A 4,037-nucleotide genomic window follows, 5' to 3' on the forward strand; every position below is an offset into this window, starting at 1 on the left:
CGCGTGGCTGGGCGTGGCCGCAGTTCTCGCAGTAGCCGTCGTCGTCCACCCTGCCCGCACGACAGGCCACGCCCAGCCACGCGAACGGGACCACATGGAACAGGAATGCGGCCCGCTGGCCGCGGTCAGCGACCGCGGCCTGCGCCACCACCGCAACGAGGACGCCTTCGGCATCGGCACCACCACGCTGCCCGACGGCTCCCCCGTCTCCGTCGCGATCGTCTGCGACGGCGTCTCCTCCGCGACCCGGCCCGACGAGGCCTCGCTGGCCGCGTCCCGGGCGGCGAGCGCGTCGCTGCTCGCGGCCCTGCCGCGCGGCACGCACCCGCAGCAGGCGATGCACGAGGCGATCATCGCCGCGTCGGACGCGGTCAACGCGCTGGCCGACGAGCCCGAGACGGAGCGGGAGCGCGCCCCGCACCAGAACTCCCCGGCCTGCACCTTCGTCGGCGCCGTGGTGACGGACGGTCTGCTGGTCGTCGGCTGGGTCGGCGACAGCCGCGTGTACTGGGTCCCGGTGGACCGCGCCGCTCCCCCGGCCCGGCTCACCGAGGACGACTCCTGGGCCGCGCAGATGGTCACCGCGGGCCTGATGGGCGAGGCCGAGGCGTACGCCGACCAGCGTGCCCACGCGATCACCGGCTGGCTCGGCGCCGACGCGTACGAACTCGATCCGCACACCGCGGCGTTCAAGCCGGACCGGCCGGGAGTGGTCGTGGTCTGCACGGACGGGCTGTGGAACTACGCGGAGTCGGCCGAGGAGATGGCCCGGACCCTCCCCGCCGATGCCGCCGTCCGCCCGCTGCACGGTGCGCGGGTCCTGGTCGGACACGCCCTCGACGGCGGGGGCCACGACAACGTAACAGTGGCCCTCGTCCCGTTCCCGGCCGTGCCGCAGGGGGCAGGATCGGCCTGAGGCCGCGTACGGCAAGCCCTTGACGGGGAAAGTACAGGGAAGCCGCAGGGAACCGCAGGAGCGCTGCGGACAAGCACCGGCGAACCGGAGGGGACCGGTCCGCCTTTTGTCGTCGCCCCGTTCGTCGGGGTTCTCCAGGGGGAGAGAAGCAGGCATGGCCAATTTCGCGAAGTCGAACGTGCCGCAGTTCTCGGTGGACGTGTACCAGAACGAGTACCTGCCGGAGGGCGGCCGCGAGGTCAACGCCATCGTCACGGTGACCGCGACCGGCGGCGGCACCATCGGCAGCGCGGTGGCGGCACCCCACCTCTACGCGCCCGGTGAGGGTCCGTCGGCGGCCGTGGTGCTCATGGTCGACTGCTCCGGCTCGATGGACTATCCGCCGACGAAGATGCGCAACGCCCGCGACGCCACGGCCGCCGCGATCGACGCCCTGCGCGACGGCGTGCACTTCGCGGTGGTCGGCGGCACGCACGTCGCCAAGGAGGTCTACCCCGGTGCCGGGCGGCTCGCGGTCGCCGACGCCGCCACCCGCGAGCAGGCCAAGCGGTCGCTGCGCACGCTGAGCGCGGGCGGGGGCACCGCCATCGGCACCTGGCTCAAGCTGGCCGACCGGCTGCTGGCGTCGGCGGACGTGGCGATCCGGCACGGCATCCTGCTCACCGACGGGCGCAACGAGCACGAGACGCCCGAGGACCTGAAGGCGGCCCTGGAGGCGTGCGCCGGACGGTTCACCTGCGACGCCCGCGGTGTGGGCACCGATTGGGAAGTGAAAGAAGTCACAGCGATCGCCTCCGACCTCCTCGGCAGCGCCGACATCGTCGCCGATCCGGCCGGACTCGCCGACGACTTCACGCGGATGATGGAGACGGCGATGGGCAAGGAGGTCGCGGACGTCGCCCTGCGGCTGTGGACCCCGCTGGGCGCGCGTGTGAAATTCGTCAAACAGGTCGCGCCGACGGTCGAGGAGCTGACCGGGCGGCGCACCGAGGCCGGCCCCCGCGCGGGCGACTATCCGCTGGGCTCCTGGGGCGACGAGTCCCGTGATTACCACGTCTGCGTCGAGGTCCCGGCCGCGGACGTGGGGCGGGAGATGCTCGCCGCCCGGCTCTCGCTGATCATCCCGCAGCCCGCCGGCGCCTCCGCCGGAAGCGGTCCGGAGGGGGTCCAGAAGCTCGGCGCGCAGGGTCTGGTGCGAGCCGTGTGGACGGACGACATGGCCGCTTCGACGTCCATCAACCCCCAAGTCGCCCATTACACCGGGCAGGCCGAACTGGCCCAAGTCATCCAACAGGGCCTTGATTTGCGTAAAGCGGGCGATTTCGACGGAGCAACGTCCAAACTGGGCCGGGCCGTCCAGCTCGCGAGTGTCTCCGGCAACGCCGATACTGCGAAACTGCTTGCGAAGGTGGTGGACGTGGTCGACGCCGCGACCGGTACTGTGCGACTGAAAGCGAGGGTCGAGGAGGCCGACGAGATGACACTCGAAACCCGGTCCACCAAGACTGTTCGTGTAAAGAAGTGAACGCGAGTTGAACGAGCCCGGCCCACGGGCCGGAGAACTTCGGTCGGAAGCGACCGGACAAGGAGAGGAGGAAGCGCCGACATGCCGACCTGCCCGAACGGACACCAGTCGGGTTCCGACGACTGGTGCGAGGTGTGCGGCCACCGCATGGCGGGGTCCGTGCCGCCGCCCCCTCCTCCCCCGCCGCCCGGCGGCTACGGATTCCCGCCCCCGGGCGGCCAGGGCGGTCCCGGCGGCCCGGGCGGATACGGGGGCCCCGGCGGTCCCGGTGGCAGAGCGGAGCTGTGTCCGCAGTGCCGCACGCCCCGTGAGGGTGCCGCGCCGTTCTGCGAGGAGTGCCGGTGGAACTTCCTGACGAACACGGCGACCTCGTACACCCCGGCAGCCCCGCGCCCCGCCGGCCCCGGCCCGGGCGGACCCGGACCCGGTGGCCCCGGCCCCGGACCCGGCGGCCAGGGTGGTCACGGCGGGTACCAGCAGCAGCCCCCGCCCGGCCCGACGTACGGCGGTGGCAACGGCGGTGACTCCTACGACTACCAGGGCTCCCGTCCGTCCCAGGTGAACCGGCCGGCCGAGCCGATCCCGCCGGGCCCGCCCGGCTTCGGCGGCGACCCCTCACGCCCGGTACCGCCGCCGCCCGGCCCGGGCGGATACGGAGGTCCCGGTGGCCCCGGTGGCCCCGGTGGGCCGAACGGTCCCGGTGGGCCCGGTGGACCCGGTCCGCACGGCGGACAGGGTGGTCCGGGTGGCCAGGGCGGCTACGGAGGTCCCGCCGGTCCGAACGGCCCCGGTGGGCCCGGAGGCCCGAACGGTCCTGGTGGTCCGAACGGTCCCGGTGGCCCGCAGGCGTACCGTTCCGGTCCGCTGGCCCCGCCCGGATTCCCGCAGGAGACCGGCCGGTCCCCGCAGCAGGGCGGTCCCGCCTTCGGCGGCGAGGACGACTGGGTCATCCCCCCGCCGGCCGGCGGTCCCGGTGGCGGCCAGGGCGGCCCGAACGGCCCCGGTCAGCACGGGCAGGGGCAGCACGGACAGGGCCGGCACGGTGGTTACGGCTACCCGCAGCCCGGTGCGACCCAGGCGCCGTCCGGTCCCGGGGGCTTCCCGCAGCAGCCCCAGGGCCCGGTGACCTGGACCGCGACGATCGGTCCGGACCGCGATTACTTCATGGCGATGATGCACCGCTCCGGTCCCGAGGCCACGGGCCTGAACCTGCCCGCGTACTCGCCCGAGCAGCAGCGCACCCTGACCGGCAACCAGCTCACGATCGGCCGTCGGCGCCACTCCACCGGTGACACCCCCGACATCGACCTGTCGACGCCGCCGGAGGACCCGGGTGTCTCGCACCAGCACGCGGTGCTGGTGCAGCAGCCGGACGGCAGCTGGGCGGTCGTCGACCAGAACTCGACGAACGGCACGACGGTCAACGGTTCGGAGGAACCGATTCAGCCGTTCGTCCCGGTCCCGCTCCAGGACGGCGACCGGGTCCACGTGGGCGCCTGGACGACGATCACCATCCACCGCGGCTGAGCCGGGGACGCCCCGTCCGGAGACACGCCCAGGGCTCGGGGTCCAGGCTTCAGGGTTCAGGGTTCAGGG

The 4,037-nt window shown here is 73.5% G+C and carries 3 protein-coding genes; all 3 read left to right on the plus strand.

Features of this window, described 5'->3' with window-relative positions:
• Positions 1-916: PP2C family protein-serine/threonine phosphatase (locus AOK11_RS26525; RefSeq protein WP_420903016.1), on the plus strand; the 916-nt coding region annotated here is incomplete at its 5' end.
• 154 nt (positions 917-1,070) lie between these two features.
• A complete protein-coding gene (locus AOK11_RS26530; protein WP_055596244.1) occupies positions 1,071-2,441 on the plus strand; it encodes a vWA domain-containing protein in 1,371 nt (456 codons plus the stop codon).
• Positions 2,442-2,522: 81 nt separating this feature from the next.
• Positions 2,523-3,968 (plus strand): FHA domain-containing protein, encoded by a 1,446-nt coding sequence (locus AOK11_RS38675; protein ID WP_063793525.1) that lies wholly within the window; start codon positions 2,523-2,525, stop codon positions 3,966-3,968.
• Positions 3,969-4,037: the final 69 nt, after the last annotated feature.

Origin of the sequence: Streptomyces hirsutus (assembly GCF_001418415.1) — a bacterium.
GTDB lineage: Bacteria > Actinomycetota > Actinomycetes > Streptomycetales > Streptomycetaceae > Streptomyces > Streptomyces hirsutus.